The sequence below is a fragment of the Vibrio sp. 10N.222.47.A9 genome (assembly GCF_963872585.1).
GTDB classification, from domain to species: domain Bacteria; phylum Pseudomonadota; class Gammaproteobacteria; order Enterobacterales; family Vibrionaceae; genus Vibrio; species Vibrio splendidus.
The window spans coordinates 119,007-139,159 of the sequence record NZ_CAWNBB010000046.1; the positions used below are offsets into that span (position 1 = coordinate 119,007).

Annotated in this window: 7 protein-coding genes; 1 reads left to right on the forward strand and 6 read right to left on the reverse strand. The window is 45.7% G+C overall.

From position 1 onward, the window contains the following. Positions 1 to 31: 31 nt before the first annotated feature. The gene (locus AACT19_RS14400) at positions 32 to 11,278 is read left to right on the forward strand and encodes a VCBS domain-containing protein (protein ID WP_207551967.1); all 11,247 of its coding nucleotides are present in this window, start codon (positions 32 to 34) and stop codon (positions 11,276 to 11,278) included. A gap of 233 nt (positions 11,279 to 11,511) precedes the next feature. On the opposite strand, the gene AACT19_RS14405 is transcribed toward AACT19_RS14400, so the two are convergent. The 6 genes from AACT19_RS14405 to AACT19_RS14430 form a co-directional block, all read right to left on the reverse strand. Further along, positions 11,512 to 12,825, reverse strand: coding sequence for an HlyD family type I secretion periplasmic adaptor subunit (locus AACT19_RS14405; protein ID WP_017077554.1), 1,314 nt, complete (start codon positions 12,823 to 12,825; stop codon positions 11,512 to 11,514). Beyond that, complete coding sequence (locus AACT19_RS14410) at positions 12,818 to 15,070, reverse strand: peptidase domain-containing ABC transporter (RefSeq protein WP_076646897.1); 2,253 nt, start codon at positions 15,068 to 15,070, stop codon at positions 12,818 to 12,820. Before AACT19_RS14410 ends, AACT19_RS14405 begins: the two co-directional genes overlap by 8 nt. Next, the gene (locus tag AACT19_RS14415) at positions 15,067 to 16,713 is read right to left on the reverse strand and encodes an ABC transporter transmembrane domain-containing protein (protein WP_017103750.1); all 1,647 of its coding nucleotides are present in this window, start codon (positions 16,711 to 16,713) and stop codon (positions 15,067 to 15,069) included. The genes AACT19_RS14410 and AACT19_RS14415 overlap by 4 nt, the downstream gene beginning before the upstream one ends. Positions 16,714 to 16,878: 165 nt before the next feature. Continuing rightward, complete coding sequence (locus AACT19_RS14420; RefSeq protein WP_065605615.1) at positions 16,879 to 17,514, reverse strand: CatB-related O-acetyltransferase; 636 nt, start codon at positions 17,512 to 17,514, stop codon at positions 16,879 to 16,881. A gap of 419 nt (positions 17,515 to 17,933) precedes the next feature. Then, positions 17,934 to 19,046: an NADH:flavin oxidoreductase gene (locus AACT19_RS14425; protein WP_076646899.1), complete on the reverse strand. Its 1,113-nt coding sequence runs from the start codon at positions 19,044 to 19,046 to the stop codon at positions 17,934 to 17,936. A gap of 288 nt (positions 19,047 to 19,334) precedes the next feature. Beyond that, complete coding sequence (locus AACT19_RS14430) at positions 19,335 to 19,970, reverse strand: SDR family oxidoreductase (RefSeq protein ID WP_004731508.1); 636 nt, start codon at positions 19,968 to 19,970, stop codon at positions 19,335 to 19,337. Positions 19,971 to 20,153 lie beyond the last annotated feature (183 nt).

Genomic DNA, 20,153 nt, shown 5'->3' on the forward strand with positions numbered 1-20,153 from the left:
GTCTATTGATGGCACACCTTCCACCATAAAAGTGACGATTAACGGCACTAACGATGCCGCTACTGTCAGCAGCGCGACCATTGCCATCGATGAAACTGACAAAGCGGTAACAACCTCAGGCACGCTAACCAGTACCGATGTTGATAACCCAGACAATACGTTTACGCCGGATTCTATTGCAGGCACCAACGGCGACCTAACTGTTGACGCCAATGGTCATTGGGTCTTCACGGCCAATAGCGCGTTTAATCAACTGAACGTCGGCGATAAAGTCGAAGAAACCTTCACGGTGTCGTCCATCGATGGCACACCTTCGACCATTAAAGTCACGATTAACGGCACTAACGACGCCGCTACTGTCAGCAGTGCGACCGTCGCCATCGATGAAACCGACAAAGCGGTAACGACATCAGGTACGCTAACCAGTACTGACGTGGATAATACAGATAATACCTTCACGCCGGATTCCGTTGTTGGATCTAATGGTGACCTGACTATTGATGCCAATGGTCATTGGACGTTCACTGCGAACAGTGCGTTTAACCAATTGAATGTCGGCGACAAAGTCGAAGAAACCTTTACCGTCACTTCCGTTGATGGCACACCTTCGACCATTAAAGTCACGATCAATGGCACTAATGACGCTGCTACTGTCAGCAGCGCGACCATTGCCATCGATGAAACCGACAAAGCAGTAACGACATCAGGTACGCTAACCAGTACTGACGTGGATAACCCAGACAATACCTTCACGCCAGGTTCCATTGCAGGCACAAATGGCGACCTCACCATTGATGTCAATGGTCATTGGGCGTTCACCGCGAACAGTGCGTTTAATCAATTGAACGTTGGCGATAAAGTCGAAGAGACTTTCACTGTCTCTTCCATCGATAGTACACCGTCGACCATAAAAGTGACGATTAATGGCACCAATGATAAAGCTACTGTCAGCAGTGCGACCGTTGCCATCGATGAGACTGACAAAGCGGTAACAACCTCAGGCACCCTAACCAGTATCGACGTGGATAACCCAGATAACGCATTCACACCGGATTCGATTACTGGCACCAACGGCAACCTCACCATTGGTGCTAATGGCCAATGGACCTTCACCGCCAACAGCGCGTTTAATCAACTAAACGTTGGCGATAAGGTCGAAGAAACCTTCACGGTGTCGTCTGTTGATGGCACACCCTCGACCATCAAAGTGACGATTAATGGCACTAATGACGCAGCTACTGTCAGCAGTGCGACCGTTGCCATCGATGAAACCGATAAAGCGGTAACTACCTCAGGCACGCTAACCAGTACTGACGTGGATAACCCAGACAATACCTTCACGCCAGATTCCATTTCAGGCACAAATGGTGACCTCACCATTGATGCCAATGGTCATTGGGTGTTCACCGCGAGCAGCTCGTTTAATCAGTTAAACGTCGGCGATAAGGTCGAAGAGACCTTCACTGTATCGTCTATTGATGGCACTGCGTCAACGATCAAAGTGACAATTAATGGCACCAATGATAAAGCGACGGTCAGTACCGCAACTGTAAGTGTGGATGAAATCGACAAAGCAGTAACTACCTCAGGCACGTTAACCAGTACTGACGTGGATAATACAGATAATACGTTTACGCCAGATTCCATTGCAGGCACAAATGGCGACTTGACTATTGATGCCAATGGTCATTGGATCTTCACCTCTAACAGCGCATTTAATCAATTGAACGTCGGCGATAAAGTCGAAGAGACCTTTACTGTATCGTCTGTTGATGGCACACCTTCGACCATTAAAGTCACGATTAATGGTACCAATGATAAAGCGACGGTCAGTACCGCGACGGTCAGTGTGGATGAAACGGACAGCGCTATAACAACTTCTGGAACCCTCACCAGTACCGATGTAGACAACCCAGACAACACGTTTACGCCGGATTCTATTTCAGGCACCAATGGCGACCTTATTATTGATGCCAATGGTCATTGGGCCTTCACAGCTAACAGCGCATTTAATCAATTAAACATCGGCGATAAAGTCGAAGAAACCTTCACTGTATCGTCTGTTGATGGCACACCTTCGACCATAAAAGTGACGATCAATGGCACCAATGACCAAGCCACGGTCAGCAGTGCGACCGTCGCCATTGATGAGACTGACAAAGCGGTGACAACCTCAGGCACCCTAACCAGTATCGATGTTGATAACCCAGACAATACGTTTACGCCGGATTCTATTGCAGGCACCAACGGCGACCTAACTGTTGACGCCAATGGTCATTGGGTCTTCACGGCCAATAGCGCGTTTAATCAATTAAACGTTGGCGACAAAGTCGAAGAAACCTTTACCGTCTCTTCCGTTGATGGCACACCATCGACCATCAAAATCACTATTAATGGTACCAATGACAAAGCCGTGATAAGCGGAACAAGTGCCGGCGCGGTCACCGAAGAATCTCAACTTCAAACCTCTGGCTTACTGACTGTAACTGATGTTGATGCCGGTCAAGCACACTTCTCCAATACCGATATTGCTGGGACTTTAGGCACCTTACACCTCACTAATTCGGGGACATGGACTTACGACTTAGATAACACCAACCCAACCGCTCAAGCGCTAGGTAAAGGAACAACCGCTACCGATACCATTACTGTTCATTCTGCTGACGGCACACCACATCAAATTACTATTACGGTTAATGGCACTAACGACAAGGCCATCATTGGCGGGACAAACTCTGGGGCAGTAACTGAAGAATCTCAACATCAGACGTCAGGTACACTGACTGTCACTGACGTAGATACTGGTGAAGCACACTTCTCCAACACTGATATTGCAGGCACATTAGGCACTTTACATTTAACTGATAACGGCACTTGGACTTACGATTTAGATAATACGAATCCACAAGTTCAAGCCTTAGGTAAAGGCGCGACAGCGACTGATACTATTACTGTCAACTCAGCAGATGGTACGCCGCATCAAATTACCATTACGGTGAATGGGACTAATGATACGGCTGTAATTGGTGGGACTTCTGCAGGCGCAGTGACCGAAGAAACGCAGTTACAAACCTCAGGCTCGCTGACTATTACAGATACCGATACCGGTGAAGCACACTTCTCAAATACAGATATTAAAGGCTCGCTTGGGACATTGCATTTAACCGATGCTGGGCAGTGGACTTACGATTTAGATAACACAAACCCAACGGTGCAAGCCCTAGGTAAAGGCGCTGCAACAACCGATACCATTACAGTTACTTCAGCAGATGGTACAACTCACCAAGTGACCATTGCCGTTAATGGAACTAATGACAAGGCTGTTATTACTGGTACAAATACGGGAGCAGTTACCGAAGATCAAGATTTAACAAATCAGTTGAATGTTCACCCAAACTACATGCTTACACAAGGCAAGCTATTCATTACCGATGTAGATACGAATGAAGCTACATTTCCGATGCAATCTGGCATTGTTGGCGACCACGGGATCGGCTCATTTACACTTATACCAAGTGGCATTTGGCTATTTTCCGCAGATTCAAAACAAGCGGCTGTTCAGGCTTTAGGTGTTGGTGAAACTTTAACAGAGTCGACAACAATAACCTCGGTTGATGGCACACAGAAAACTATTTTGGTAACCATCAATGGTACCAATGATGCACCTGTTATCACCCCTGTTGCGACGCAAACGGTAACCGAGGATGGCAGTAAAACCATTACCTTCCATGCAACGGATATTGATACGACGGATACGTTGACCCCGAGTGTGTCAGCGACACACGGTAGTGCCTCGCTGAATGCGCAAGGTGAAATCGTGTTTACGCCTGATGCTAATTACAATGGTCCTGCTACAGTTGTTCTTTCAGTGACTGATGGGCATACGACAACCAGTCAAACTATCAATGTTGATGTAACACCGGCAAACGATGCGCCTGTTATTAATTCGATTGTGCCAGTGAACGCCACTGAAGATGGTGCAGTAGTCACAGGTCAACTCACCTCAACGGATATTGATGCGGGTGATACTGCAACCTTCACAACCACATCAACACAGGGTGGATTTACACTCAATGCAGATGGTAGCTACAACCTAGACCCAACAGATGCAAGCTTCCAACACCTTAAAGCAGGTGAGATAAGCACGTTCACTATCCCTGTTACCGTGACCGATTCTGCAGGTGCAACAGATACTAAAGATTTAGTGATTACGGTGACGGGCACGAATGATACGCCGGTCATTAGTGGTGTCGATACGGGGGCATTAAAAGAAGATGTGAGCGCTAATCCTCAGAGTAATGAACTGACTGCGACAGGTAAGTTAGATATTGTCGATATAGATACAGGTGAAGGTAGCTTTGTATCCCATGGATTTAACAAAACGGCCCTACAAGGTCATTATGGTAAATTGGAGATCAGTCAAGATGGGAGCTGGAGTTACTCTGCCGATAATTCTCAAACAGCGATTCAATCCTTAGGCGAAGGTGAGCAGTTAACAGATACAATTAAAGTGACTTCGAAAGACGGTACAACGCATGATGTCGTGGTAACCATCAATGGCACTAATGATAAAGCCGTGATTGGTGGATCTAATACTGGCGCAGTAACAGAAGAATCTCAACTTCAGACCTCAGGCACACTGACTGTCACCGATGTCGATACAGGCGAAGCACACTTTGCGAATACTGATATCCAGGGCTCCTTAGGTACATTACATCTAACAGATAATGGCGCTTGGACGTACGACTTAGATAACACTAACCCAGCAGTTCAAGCGTTAAGTAATGGCGCAACCGCTACTGATACCATTACCGTTCATTCAGCCGATGGCACACCTCATCAAGTCACCATTACAGTGAACGGCACTAATGATAACGCTGTGGTCGGTGGAGTAGATACTGCAAGTGTCACTGAGAAAGCGGCTGGAGATAATATGTCGCCAGATCATGCTCAACCAGGTATGGCGACACTTCGAGTTAGTACACTCAACGCTAATGGACATTTATCTGTGGTTGATCCTGACTCTGGTCAGTCTGGCTTTGCTGATAATAATGTGGGGTATAATTATCACGGTACATATGGTGACTTAATATTAAATCCAAATGGCGATTGGAATTACTATGCCGATGCAGGAAGCCTCACTCAGATTGGTGGAAGGCCCACGACCAGAGGCTCCGCTATCGATAAATTAGGTGAGGGTGAAACACTCACAGACACTATCACCGTTCACACAAAAGATGGAACACCACATAATATAGTCATCACTATCAATGGTAGTAACGACAGGCCTTATTGCTCTTCAGAAGTACAACTCAACGCAGGTACTGAAGATACGAGACAAACCATTACAGCTGCACAACTGTTACAAAATTCAATAGATGTCGATAAAAATGACTCTGGACTGCTTACAGTAGCAAACCTTCATCCAGATCACGGCTCGATTTTAGATAACCAAAATGGTACATACACTTTCACACCAGAAAAAGACTATAACGGTAAAGTTCATTTCACCTATGATGTCAAAGATGCACATGGCGGTGTCACTCATACTGGAGCTACCAGCAGTTTAAGTGCAGTTGCTGATAAAGCGGTTATAAGCGGTAGTGATACCGGAACGATTATTGAAGATCATAATGTGGGTCACAGTTCATTACAGCCTGTCGTTGCATCGGGTTTGCTGAGTGTGACAGATCCTGATGCAGGGCAAGACCATTTTCAGGTCAATTTGTTATTAGGAGAACAGGCGATTTACGATCCCTTTGGTGGTTTTTTACGCATTACACCAAGTGGCGCTTGGGGATATGAAGTAGCCAATAGTCGCTTGCAATCATTAGCTGAAGGTGAAGTAGAAAAAGTTGTATATCGTGTTTACTCTGCAGACCACACTGCCCACGATATAACAATAACGGTGACAGGCACCAATGATAAGCCAACCATCACTGCGACGACACTGGCACATGGCACTGAAGATACACACTACCAAATACAAGCCAGTCAGTTTGGATTCAGTGATATCGACACAGGCGATACGTTACATTCCATAGCAATCACAGATCTACCATCAGCAACACAAGGTAAGTTTGTGCTTGATGGACACGATGTTACAACGGGACAACACATCCCTACAGCTGACATCAGTAAGCTTCAGTTCGTTCCTGCGCAAGATTTTAATGGCGATGTTCAGTTTAAATATACTGTTAACGATGGGCATACCGACTCTGCAGAGGCTACCAACACACTTCATATTGATGCGGTGGGAGATAAAGCCGTTATATCAGGTGTGGATACTGGCGATGTTTATGAAAACAGAAACCCTGATATGTCGCCAGACTTTGCCCAGTCAGGTATGGCGCATTTAACTAATAGTATGATTCATGTTGAGGGGCAACTAACAATCATCGATCCAGATACCGGCGAGAATAGTTTTGATTCTAAAGGTATTGGTTATACCTATCATGGAAAATATGGCCATTTGATTCTTAATACAGATGGTAAATGGTTTTATGGTGTTGCGACCGGCACTGCTGATGTAAATGGTGGATTAACAACAAATGTAGGATCGACGATTGATCAACTTGGTGCAAATGAGACACTCACTGATACGATAACGATACAAAGTAAAGACGGTACTACTCATGATATTGTTATCACCATTCATGGCGACAACGACCGTCCATACTGCTCTTCAGAAGTGCAGCTCAACAGCGGTAAAGAAGACCTCGCGCAAACCATCACGGCCACCGAACTCTTAGCAAACACTATAGACGTGGATAGCAACGACCTAGGCAAACTCACCGTTGCGAATCTTCACGCTGATCATGGTTCTATTCTAGATAATCAAGACGGAACATACACTTTTACCCCAACCAAAGACTATAACGGTCAGATTCATTTTAGCTATGATGTGACAGATGCGCATGGCGGAACGACTCATACAGGGGCGTCTACCACACTCACCGCTACCCCAGACGGCGCCATCATTTCAGAAGTGACAACTGACCACGTCACTGAAGATGGTTCACACAGCAGCCACAATGCAGGGGTTACAACTGAGCTCGCGAATGGAAGACTACAAGTTGTGGATCCAGATAGCGGGGAGAATAAATTCCAATACAGCCAGTTTGGTGAATCAGCAGTTCACGATCCGTTTGGTGGCATGTTACGTATTGATAGCATGGGCAATTGGGGGTACAGCGTTAATAATGCCAATTTGCAACACCTTGCTCAAGGGCAAACTGAAACCGTTATCTACCGTGTTCATAGTTATGATGGAACGGCATACGAGTTGCACATAGACGTTGTAGGCACCAATGATGCGCCAACCGTTACCCAAGTTGCGCTAAGTAACGGCACTGAAGACACGCATTATCAAATGCAAGCGAGTCAGTTTGGATTTACGGATGTTGATAGTGGCGATACGCTACATTCAGTTGCAATCACAGATCTACCACCAGTAACACAAGGTAAATTTGTGCTTGATGGACACGATGTTACAGCGGGGCAACACATCCCTACAGCTGACATCAGTAAACTTCAGTTCGTTCCTGCGCAAGATTTTAATGGCGATGTTCAGTTTAAATATACTGTTAACGATGGGCATGATGACTCACAAGAGGCTACTAACACTCTTCATATTGATGCGGTAGGTGACACAGCAGTAATCACTGGAACGACAACTGGCGATGTCGATGAAGGGCATGGTACCTATCATGATCGGTCACCAAACTACGCACAGCTTGGGATGGCTAAATTAACCAATGACCCTTTATATACTGATGGCAAGTTAGAGATTATTGACCCAGACGCTGGCGAAGCACAATTTGATACAAAAGGCATAGGCTACTCCTACCATGGCACTTATGGTCAATTAATACTAAATGCCGATGGTAATTGGCATTATAAGGTTACCGTTGGTAGTAACCAACAAAACGTAGCCACAAAGATCGATCAATTAGGCGATGGGCAAGAATTAACAGATACGATTACCATTTATTCTAAAGATGGTACTGCGCAAGACATAGTCATTACCATTCATGGTGATAATGATAGACCTTATATCAGTTCTGAAGTAACACTTTCCACAGGCACAGAAGATACAGCTCTTACTTTCACCATAGCTGATTTATTAGCCAATACTGTCGACGTGGATGCCAATGACGCAGGTAAGCTTTCCATTGAGAATCTGTTAGTCGATCACGGCTCTGTAGTCGATAACAAAGACGGCACCTACACTTTTACTCCAACCAAAGACTATAACGGCCAAGTTCATTTTAGCTATGACGTGACAGATGCGCATGGCGGAACGACTCATACAGGAGCAATCACAACCCTTGCAGCAGTTAATGATGCCGCCACATTTACCGGTGACTCAGGCAGCATAGGAGAAGATACAAACATTCACCACAACGCGCATATCACGGGGTCAGCAACTATTCCAGATGCCCTTTCTTGCCATGGGCACCTGATTGTTTCTGACGCTGATGGTCATGGCGAAGCTGCATTAGATCTTAAGGGGCAACCGAAAATATCTCTGGATGGAACCTATGGTCATTTCGACATCACTAGTACTGGGACATGGGTTTATAAAGCAGACAACAAGAGTACGTCGATTCAAGACTTAGACAATGGACAAACACTCACAGATAGCATTGAAGTCACATCAAAAGACGGTACCAAGCATTCAATTACCGTCACTATTAACGGGACTACTGACGCTCCTACTCTACACAGCCTCAGTGATTCTGGTGTTCAACATAGTGGTCCAGTTGAAGGGAATCTACTTACTGGCTCTGGGATGGATCAAGGATTGAGTGGTGCAGCAACAGACACCGATTCCAACGCACATCTGGTGTTGCAAGATATTCAAATAAAGGACCCCGTGTCAGGCTATGTCGCAGTAAGGCCTGGGCAACCACATACTATGGCCGGTATCGGTACACTCGCGATCGAAGCGAATGGTCATTATACCTTCACCCCGGAAGCTGGCTTTACAGGTAAAGTGCCAAGTATGGTTTATCGTGTCGGTGATGATGGGGGTAACCCAATAGGAGATTCTTCTCAAAACTCTCTCTCTATTGAAGTCACCCCTCCTCTACAACATGCGCCAACGGTGACAGGGCAAACCGTTTCTACAAATGAAGACATCACCAGAACCTTTACGACCAGTGAATTTGGTTACAGTGATCAAGATGGCGATGCGTTACAGTTCGTGACTATTAGCAGCATACCGAGTCATGGATTATTACTTCTAAACGGTAACGCCGTAACCGCCAACCAGCAAATCAGCAAGGCTGACTTAGACGCAGGCCATTTAACTTTCACGCCGAACAATAATGAAAACGGCGCCAACTATGCGCAATTTACATTTACTGCGAATGATGGCCATAAAAATTCGGCAGGCGCAACGATGGTAGTGGATGTCAATGCAGTCAATGATGCACCTATCGTTGGATCGAGTTTTATTAGTTCTTTAGAAGATAAACCTCATGCGTTCACCACCGCAGACTTTAAATATTCTGATATTGATGGAGATGCGTTAAACCACATCACGATTACCAATGTCGCCCATGGCGTGTTATCGCTGAATGGCACCACAGTGAATGTTGGTGATGACGTCAGCGCCTCCGACGTTTCATCACTCATCTTCACCCCAACTCACAACTACTTTAGTTCTGGTGTCAGCGGATTAGGAGGGGTGCAATTTACCGCAAACGATGGTCATCTTGATTCAAAAGAAGGGTCAATACTCATTAATATAGCGAGTGTCGCTGACCCTGCAACATTCAGTGGAGACTCCACAGGAGTGGCAAAAGAAGACATAACACTTCAAGCTTCAGGTACGTTGACGGCGAGTGACCCTGATGGAACAGCAGGGTTTACCGCGGTACAGGGTGGAGCTGGAATAGCCGGAAGCAAAGGCTATGGGCACGCTCATATCGATGTAAATGGTCACTGGACTTACGATCTTGACAACAACCATCCTATAGTTCAACAGCTTGGCGAAGGTCAGACAGACACTGAAACCATCACGGTTCAATCTGCAGATGGCACGCACCATGATATCGTGGTCACTATTACGGGAACCAACGACCTACCGACAGTTTCAGAGAAGCCACAAACAAGTCATGTTGTCGGCCAACACTCGGTCGATGAAGATTCAGGTCTTAACCCTGCGGGCCAACTGATCATCAATGATGTCGATGGTGATACCACCACCATAGCTCTAGATCCAGCTCACAGCGCCGCGTATGGCCATGTTGTTTTTGATTCGCATAGTGGCACTTGGGTTTATCACTTAGATAACAACAACCCCTCTGTAAATGCCCTTAACGATAACGACACGCTGCAAGACAAGTTCACTTTGCTTGTTGATGACGGGCACGGCCAAAAAGTACCACAAGAAATTACGATGACCATCAATGGCCATACCGATGCGATACCTCACGCAACATTACTTAACCCACCAAAAATATCAGGAGGTGCCGGACATCAAGATCTCCATGCAACCCTTGGTATACCACCCATTATTCATCAAGGCACACCAAGCTTGCTCACTGGTTGGGGGATTTCTGATGGGCATGGCCATTCCCTGTCTCACCTACAAGGCCAATTTGGAACGCTGAATGTGAATCCTGCAACTGGTGAACTCCATTATGACTATGCTCCGAGTTCTGGTGTCATCAAAACACATAGCGGGGGAAACTATGGTGGTACTGATGAAACTGACACATTTGTGCTAACACTCGGTGGCTCTCAAAACTCCCATGTTGAAGTTCATCTACATTTACACTCTCAATCGGTACACGGTCACAGTGGTCATCATATCGATCAAACAACCCTGACAGGAATGGATTTATCACCAATTTCGACTGCTCACCCTGCTCCCCCACCACCGCCTCCTGTTCAACATGACGAGCCAGACATGGCTTCGCAAGCCGACTTTACGGTCACACTAAGCGATGATAGCAATCTAGATTTAACCCAGCAGACCCATCAAGAACCCGATCAGAAAAGCAGTCACCATGGTGCAGCCGCTTATCTGGATGCATTGGGCATTAAACCCGATGCGACATCGACAACGGTTCACGATCAACCTGCGGATATGGATATCGTACTTGCACAAGTCGACCAACCAGATGCAGCAACACATGACCAAGCGCACTTGGATATGTCAGACGCGCTGGAACACCATGATGCAAACATCAACCATAACCAAGATGATGAGCACCACCACCACAACGATATCGATGGGTTACCGGACATAGATCCTAACTCATGACTTCAAGTGTAAGGTGCCTAATGCCTAGTGCTTAGTGCTTAGTGCTTAGTGCTAGTAACTTACCGCTTAAACTCTAGGCAAGCACAATCGGGAGCATTAATTGCTCCCGATTGTTTCTCTCTAAAGAACATACAAACTTGAAAAAACGACAATCAAAAAGGGAGCACATGATGTGCTCCCTTTTTATTATTTGCTGTTGTTATTCGTATACTCTCATCGACTAGTTAACGTAGCTACCTTTCACCAAATGCGACGCTCACGTTCGTGTAAATTGGCTTCCACAGGTATTGGAAAACGGACTTCTCACCGGTTGTAATATCTACCTCGCCCGTCATACCTGGCAAGATAGAAAAGCTCTCCGGATTATCACGGAAATAGGGAACATCCACCGAGACGACTACTTCATAATAGATTTCACCGCGTTCACTTTGACTTGTGGTCGGTGAAATACTCTCCACCGCCCCTTTTAGCGCCCCAAAGCGGCTGTAATCAAACGCATCAATCTTGATACGAGTCGGCTGCCCTACACTCACAAAACCAATATCTCTTGGCGACAAACGAGCTTTAAAGTCGGCTTTCCCACCAACAGGAACAATTTCAACCACTGTCCCACCCGGCTGAATAACACCTCCGTTCTGTGTACTTGGCAGGCTTTGCACCAAACCTTGTAGCGGCGACACCAACATGGTGTTGGTCAATTTAGCTTGGCTTGAACGAACTCTAGCATTCAATGCTGATAAGTCAGATACGGCTTTAGAACGATCATCGCTCACTTTAGCTTTCGCTTCCGCCAGAAGCTGTATGATTTTTTGGTCATTACTGTCAGCTTGTCTAATCAATACCGACTTCTTACCACGAGCTTCTTCGATTTTCTGTTCGATACTGGCCAATTTTTGTCGCATTTCAAGCACACGTAAACGTGAAATGTTACCCGCTTTGTAACCCTTCTCCAGTATGTTCAACTCTTGCTTAGTCGCATTTAACTCTTTCTCATAACTCGGCAAGGCCTTTTCTACGCTACGAAGCTGCTCTGCAATTTGCTCGCTCTCTTTCTCAAGCACCACACGCTTTTGGAAGTAGAGGGCTTTTTGCGCGTTCAGCTGCGCTTTTTGTTGGCTGACGATCTCTGGGTAATCGACCTCAAACTCAGCAAGGTTAGGCTCACGCTGCTCAAGCAGCGCATTCATACGTTCCACACTGGCTAGAAGCGTCACTTGTTGGGACTTTAGCTCTTCAAGGGCGGTACGCTGGAAAGTGGCATCAAACTCAACAAGCGGCTGGCCTTTCTCAACCAACTGCCCTTCTTTAACGAGAATTTGCTTTAACTTACCGCCAATCGCACTTTGTAATACTTGCTTCTCGCCTTCTGGAATCACAGCACCTTTGGCTTTGGCGATTTCATCAACTTGAGTGACTACAGACCAAGTGGCAAAAGCAATAACACATAAGGCAACCGACCATGTGGCCAGTGCCAATGTACGAGCCGTATTTTGTGATTCAACAAGTTCACCGTAGCGCTTGCCCTTCTCGATAGATTGTTTAGTCATTAGCGACTCCTTGCTTAGACTTTGATTGTTCTTGTTGGGCTGCATTTTGTTGAGCAGACGCCTCTTGAGTTGACGGCTGTAGCACTTGAGATAACGGTTGCTCAGATAACTGCGGTTCTTGAGAAACTTGAGGCTCTGAAGGCTGTTCCTGCTTCGAAGACTGCTCCGGCTCTACTGGGCCTGCATAAACTACAGCTCCTTCATTTAACACCACCACTTTATCGGCAAGCTTGATTAAATCCGGATCGTGGGACGTGTAGATCACCGTTGCTTTTCCTTTTTTCGACTGCACAAACTCACCAAATATACGTTTAGCATTTGGGTGAGCATCAGGCACAGGATTATCCATTAAGAACATTGGGTAGTCATAAACCAGCGCTTTTGCATCAATGAGGATCTGCGCGACGCTGCCAGACAACATGTCAAAAAGGCTGTCCGGTTGAATACTACTGATGGAGGTGTCTAGCCCACCTGACAATGTCTCGAACCAACGCTTTCCGCCGACCATTTCAATTGCAGAGATCATTTTCTGATCTTCGACTTTGTGACCGTCGTTTAGCCACTCTCGAATACTCAGCGTAAGCAAATCAGGATATGCGGCTCGAATGAAACACCAGTGGCGATAAAGCTGCGGATCGTATTGAACGAGGTTAACGCCTTCAAGCTCAACCATGCCGTTTTGGATAGGCTGCAAGCCAGACAGCACTTCAATTAATGTTGATTTACCGCTCCCAGAAGGGCCGGTAATCGCGACAATTTCACCGGCTTCAATATCAAAACTCACACCATTCAAGGCAGGGCGACTCTGTTTGGGATAGCGCAGTGTCACTTGGTCTAATTTCAAGTTAGGCGCTACCACAGGTAACGGGTGATGCTGGTAACTGAATTCACGCTCAGACGGCTGAGACAAAATACGGTTCACTTGCAGCTTGGATTGATTAAAGCTATTAAAACGCATCGCGCTGTTTGCCAACACCTGAGCTGGGCCAGTCACCTTAGATATCAACATCATTGAAGCAATCAAACCACCGGGCGTCATCACTTGTTCAAAAATAAGTCCTATTCCTAACCCCATCACGGCGAGTGTCGACCCCACACCAATGAAATAGTAAATCGAGGTGTACCGGCTCTGGAGAACCGATTGATTAAAGGTCACTGTTGAAGCAAGAAGATTGGCCTTTTTGAAACGTTGAATCCAGTGCTCTGAGAATCCAGCACTGCGAATAAAGGCAAGCTTGGATGACAGCTCATTAGTCATGTTTTGACGATTCGTACCTGCCACTGTCGATTGCATAGAGCGCTTGCTGCTAGAGCGTATCGAGCGTTTTGCTAGCAAGTAATAAAGGATTAAAGAGACGACTGGAACCAGTACCAACCATCCGCCTAAAACACCTATCGCAAGTACAAAAATAAGAATGAATGGTAGGTCAAACAGCGCATTTCCTAATGGCCCCGATAGCACACCTGAAATACGCTCCGACAGCATCACTTGGTTTTGCTGACTAGAAGAAGCTGTTTGCTGATTTTGAGCATAGCTATTACGAAGCAGACGCTGCACGAGGGATTGAGAAATCTCACGACTTACTCGGTTGGAAACTGAAGCAAACACTCGGCTACGTAATGTTCTCAACCAACCCATCATCACAAACAACAACGCCGCGCCAATGGCGATACCTTGCAACTCATGCCCTGCGTCACCGCCAATCACATGGTCATAAATCGACATCGTGATGAAGGGAACAGCAAGCGCAAATAAGTTAGTGATAAAGCTGACCAACAACAATTTAGGAATGATGGGACGAAACGCATGTAACCTTTCGCCAACCCAATCAGGAGAGGCCTTCTCTAATGGTGGCCCTTCGATAACAATACAAAACTGAGGGACATCGGTGATGTCGTCATTGGCATTAAAGGCAACAAATTGCTTGGATTCTAAATGACCAGAGACCAGCTCATGTTCACCAAGTACCAGTAAGACCAATTTATGTTCACCAACTTCATCTAGGTTGGCAACCAAGCGATAAGGCAGTGCAAGCCTGTCGAACAAGGCAAACATATCGTCGATTGATTCAATGCCATTTTCATCGACCCATTGATGTGCGAACAACTGGATATTAGCATTAACTTCCAATTGCTTAAGAACGGAAAGGCTCTCGGTTTCTAAATGGTTCATCACCTCTTGTCGAGCGCTGGTATCTGCACAGTTGTTCATACCTGAAGGGTTACCAATATCTAAACGATTCATACGACGGCCTCCTGATTGCTCTCGCTGTCGACCGTAATAGCTCGACTTTCCACTGTAATGATTCGATTAGCAAATTCGCGAAGCTTCGAATGGTAGCTCACCATCAGTATCGTGCGTCCTGCCGTTACTTCTTCTTCCAACACCTTAGCTAGATTCCCAAGGGCGTCTAAATCAAGTGAAGAATCCGGCCTTTCCAACATGATTATGGGTTTATCACTTGCCAATTGAGCCGCGATATTGAGCATTTTCACGTTACCCATACTCAACAAAGAAGCACTCGTATGGCCAATTTGTGTCTCGAGCCCATCGGGTAATCGAGTAATCTCTTTGGTTAAACCCAAACGCTTTGCATAGTCACTGGCGCTTTGCGTTTTCTCAGGGTCAAAGCCACACAAGTTGTCGAGAATAGTACCCGACACCAACTGCCCTTTAACGCCACAGTAGGCCACAATATTGGTTACGGATGCGATTGAAACTGCAGCTCCGTTAATGAAGCACTCACCCGCTTTTAGATCATCAATACCTGCAATCGACGACAATAAATGACTGTTGGTGTGGCGATCTTCACTCTCTAACAATACCAACTCACCTTTATTCAGTGTCACATCTGCATGAGAGAGTTCACCATACCTTTCAACGGTCGCTTGCTTGATTTCCAACGTATCAAAGTCAGATAAGTGGTTCTCAGCATGCTCAGAATCTGAAGATTCCGATAGTGATAAGTCACTCAATTTTTCTATTGCCTGATTGGCACTGTGTATTGAATTAAGCTTGATTCTAACCCCAACCAGAGCACTCAAAGGCGCAACCGCTCTGCCAGATAAGATAGAACATGCTGCCAAGCCACCAGTAGTTAACTGACCATCCAACACCCATAAGCTGCCAGTGATCACGAGTAAAACTGACGTGGCTAATGCAGCAAGCTGAATACATTCTTGGGCGAAGGCGTTCTGTTCTTCTTCTCTCGCTTTAGACTGAGAGCGAACATTATTGAGGGATTTAAACTGATTGAAGATTCGAGACTCAACAGCCTGGCGTTTGATTCCCTGAATGGTTTGGCTCAGTAAAATCAAGAACGCTTTTCGCTCCTGCTCATCTTGGGAAGCTTCTTCACTTAAGCTTTTAACGCGAATAGAAGATAACCAAACGATTCCGAGAGTAATCAGCCAAACTGCCAAAGGTATCGCCACCAGCTCACCGCCGATGTAAGCCACCAAGCCCAAGAAGATCAAGGCAAAAGGCAAATCAATAAAGCCTGCAATCACACCACCGGAATACCAATCTTTGACTTTGGATACAGAACCAAGCCCCTCTTCCACGCCGCCAACACCAATTTGGCGGAGATGGCCTGATGAAGCCGTTGTTACTCTTTCAACCAAGGTTTGATAGGTCGCTTTCTCGGTATTGCTGGCCGCGGCTGACAAAAGCCAAGTACGCACAAACCGGATCAATGCTTCCATGGCAACAGCCAACGCTGCACCCGCCAACAACAAAGTGGCAGTACCGTAACTTTGGTTAGGTAAAATACGATCGTAAATTTGTAAAACCGTTAACGGAACGGCGAGAGAGAGAAGATTTATGAGTAAAGAAGGCAGTAGGACTTTCCCCACCACCCCTTTGTTTTTCATTGAACTTGCGGGCATACACAATCCTTATCCATGCTTATGAAATAAGATTGGTACACCATATTGAGTATTGCAAGGTAACGGACTGATTTAACGTGTTTTTCAATATAAATATGACACAGATCTTTCTATACAAATCTGTGGCTATACCTGTACCTTAAAAACGCTCGTTACAAGCGCTCCTTACAAACAATTGTCGTAATCCGTTATCGCCTGCTTTAACTTTGAAAAGTCTGAGTTACATAAATACGGTTTCAGCGCTTCAAATTTATCTGAGGGCCACTCGTATATTTTGAATGACATGAGTTCGTCAATAACGGACTCACCAAAGCGGTATTTGACGACTTTAGCTGGAGAACCACCGACAATGCTGTATGGAGCGACGTCTTTAGTCACCACACTATTCGCTGCAACCACAGCGCCTTCGCCAATCGTCACACCGGGCATCACCATCGCTCTCATGCCTAACCACACCCCATCTTCAATGTGAGTGTCACCTTTGCCAATGTAGGCATCGTCGATGACATCCATAAATGGATACAGCGAAAACCAATCAACTCTGTGGGTATGGTTGCCACCCATCAAAATCACGACCTCTGCACCAATACAGACATAATCACCGATATAGAGTTCGTCGATTTCCCATCGAGGCTCCCACTGGCGGCTGACTTCGTCGCCGTGTAAATAACGCACTACAGATTGCTCGAACCCATTATCCCAGCAATCGCTGTAATAACTGTGTTGGCCTTTTACGTGAATATTGGGGTTGGTTACGACTTCATGCAGCAACTCGAATTTGGACCAATGCTTCTTTTGCATTTTTACCTCTGAATGATCTATTTAGTTTTATTCGTTAACTATCAAAATGTTCGACGATGCAAATCCAAGGTGCACAAACTAACGCCCTATAAACACAGGGTTCACTGGGATGAATAGTGAGTATCACGCTTAAATCATAGCAATGTCGCTAAAACTAAAGAGACGTCAGTGGATTCGAGGTTGCTTAAGAAGAGGAAGTAGTTTCAAAGTTTGCTCAGTTTTTATTGATAACTTGGTTGGATAATTTACAGGCGTAGTGTATCTGTTTAGTCGCACCAATTTGACAGGAAGATGTGATTAATAAGGTTTCAAATTTCGTTTCGTGGAATACGGAATGAACAAGAGCCTGCGCGATTACACAGGCTCAAACTTAGACTCTGCTATAAACTTCGGAGCTCGCTTGGAGCTAGGATCAGCGACTACATGCGAGCAAGCTGTGCTTTTCTGTCTTTATTCACCACGCAAAAATTACCGCGCTTAGTACGACATTTAGAGCATCGTTCGCATTCAACAGGGCTTCTATCCCCTTCCTTCCAACGCTTAACTAAATGGGGTTCAGAAAGCAGCGGTCTTGAAAGCGCGAAGTACTTAATGCCCGTGTTGTTTGCAATCGCTTCGATAGCATCAAAATCCGTTAGGCCACCTACCGTGATCACTGGGATGTTAACGTCTTGGCTGATCGCGTGACCATACTCATGGAAGTAGCCTTCAGCTTGAATGGTAAAACCATCGTGCGACTCGCCAATCATAGTGTCTGCTTTACCATGAATATTACCTGACACGACAATGCCATCCACGCCCACTTGTTCAAGCTTTTTACACACAATACGTGTTTCCTCAAAGGTGACGCCACCTTCAAAAAACTCCGAAGCTGTAAGCTTAACTAAGATAGGGAAATCATCACCCACCAGCTTGCGCGTCGCGGTATAGATCTCTAACAAGAATCTCATGCGGTTTTCTAAGCTACCGCCGTATTCATCTTCACGTAGGTTGTAATAAGGGCTTAAGAACTGGTTAATCAGGTAAGTGTGAGCGGCATGAATTTCAACGCCATCAAAACCTGATTTTTGTGCTCTCAAAGACGCTTGAGCAAAGGCGTCAACAATGTAGTCGATCTCGTCTTTGGTCATCGCTTTGCCTAGAGTTTGAGTTCCTTTCTCTGGAACCTCACTTGGTGCGTAGATCACTCGTTCGCCAAGATCATGCGTGGTTTTGGTGCCACCATAAGCCAATTGCATCACGATTTTAGAGTCGTTGTCGTGAACAAGTTGAGTCAGCTTTTTGTACTCTTCAATGAATGAGTCGTTATACATCCCCATCATGCCCGCATTCGGCTTTTCTTCTTCAACGATGTTCGCGTAACCCGTCACGATCAGGCCGACTTCACCTTGAGCCAACTCTTCGTAGATAGCGTACAGTTTATCTGTCATATGCCCATCTTCGGTGGCCATATTTTCCCACGTTGCACTTCTCATAAAGCGGTTCTTTAGTGTCATCTTGCCAATGTGGGTTTCTGTAAACAAAGTGCTCAAGTGTCTTCCTCTCAAAATCGTATTGCGCGAGTTACCCATTAAGCATGGGCACTGATTCAGGCGGATACTACAGAGAATAAACTAGGGAAAACTTAATCTAGATTAAGAGAGCGCCACTCTCATCTGAGAAAAAGTCAGAAAGAGACAGCAAAAGATCAGAAAGGCAGGAATTAGAGAAAACAAAGGAAGCAAACAAAAGCCGCTTAGTTTAGCTAAACGACTTCAGGGATTTATAAGCTTTATAGATTTATAGCTTGAAGGCTTTACTAAAAATCAGACTTAACAGCGTTATCCATATTGAACCGTAGGATCAACACACTGATAGATCTGCCCAATGCTCGCTTCATTGGTTAACAAGGCTTCAATAAGGCGCGCCACTTCTTGTCTGTAAATCACACCATGAACTTCGACTTGCTGGGACAGCTCACCGTTGCCAGTCTCCTCGCCGTCTAACAAGCCACCCGGACGTAAGATGGTGTAATCCAGAGAACTCGAGGTTAGCCAAGCTTCGGCCAACGACTTTTCACGAACCGCTGCGCCAAACCCTTTTCGAGATCGCTCCGACAAATACTGCCAAGAGTCACCACAACCTAACGACGTTACCAGCACAAATCGAGCGATACCATTGGCTTCAAGCGCATCAGTCAGATGTCGGTGTCCAATGTAATCAACGGGAACATCCGCTCTGAAGCTACCCATACTAGAGACTACAAGCGCAGATTTAGGTAACTGAGCGACCACAGATTCAACCTGTTCTTTATCGGTAGCATCACAACGCAGTGTGGTGATACCAAGTTCAGCCAAGCGCGTGTTCTTCTCTGGGTTTCTCGCAATCGCTATCACTTGATAATCTTGTTTGTGAAAATGCTCAACAATTGCAGCACCCAGTCCACTTCCTGCTCCCCATACAACGACCGTACTCATAAAAAACCTCATAATATTCATGTTGTAGTGATACTAACCAGACAATTTAAACCGTTCCTTTATCGAGATCAACAAATGAGAATAAGTCTCAATGTTATTTTTATTTTTTTGCTGGCTCTCACTAATCCGCTCAAAAGCACGACCACTTATCATAATTAGACATTGGTTAATTGAATTGCCCAA

Excerpts from the sequence above, each read along its gene's own strand:
- AACT19_RS14405 (WP_017077554.1), bottom strand. The coding sequence starts at position 12,825 with ATGACTAAACAATCTATCGAGAAGGGCAAGCGCTACGGTGAACTTGTT.
- AACT19_RS14410 (WP_076646897.1), bottom strand. The coding sequence starts at position 15,070 with ATGAATCGTTTAGATATTGGTAACCCTTCAGGTATGAACAACTGTGCA.
- AACT19_RS14415 (WP_017103750.1), bottom strand. The coding sequence starts at position 16,713 with ATGCCCGCAAGTTCAATGAAAAACAAAGGGGTGGTGGGGAAAGTCCTA.
- AACT19_RS14420 (WP_065605615.1), bottom strand. The coding sequence starts at position 17,514 with ATGCAAAAGAAGCATTGGTCCAAATTCGAGTTGCTGCATGAAGTCGTA.
- AACT19_RS14430 (WP_004731508.1), bottom strand. The coding sequence starts at position 19,970 with ATGAGTACGGTCGTTGTATGGGGAGCAGGAAGTGGACTGGGTGCTGCA.